At 66.6% G+C, this 392-nt stretch carries 1 protein-coding gene; it reads left to right on the top strand.

Translation table 11 applies throughout. The features are described from left to right. Positions 1 to 392, top strand: a 392-nt coding sequence (locus tag EOA27_RS40220; RefSeq protein ID WP_145970981.1) for a L,D-transpeptidase, incomplete at both ends; no start/stop codon positions are given.

Genomic DNA, 392 nt, shown 5'->3' with positions numbered 1-392 from the left:
TTCCAGACCCCCGAGCAGCCCGGCACGATCATCATCCGCAAGGACGAGAAGGCGCTCTACCTGGTCACGCGGCAAGGCCAGGCGCTGCGCTACCAGATCAGCGTCGGCCGCGACGGCTTCGGCTGGACCGGAACGGTCAAGGTCGGGGCGAAGACCGAATGGCCCGAATGGCGACCGCCCAAGGAAATGCGCGCCCGCCAGCCGGGATTGCCGGACATGGTGCCCGCCGGCCCCTACAATCCGCTCGGCGCGCGCGCACTCTACCTCTTGCGCGACGGGCGCGATACGCTGTACCGCATACACGGCACCAACGATCCCAAGGGTGTCGGCTTCGACGGCACGTCAGGCTGCTTTCGCCTGACCAATACCGATGTGATCGACCTCTTCAAGCG

The sequence above is a fragment of the Mesorhizobium sp. M2A.F.Ca.ET.037.01.1.1 genome (genome assembly GCF_003998075.1).
Classification (GTDB): domain Bacteria; phylum Pseudomonadota; class Alphaproteobacteria; order Rhizobiales; family Rhizobiaceae; genus Mesorhizobium.
Note: the sequence above shows the minus strand (reverse complement) of the source record. Positions and strands in the feature narration are given on the sequence as shown.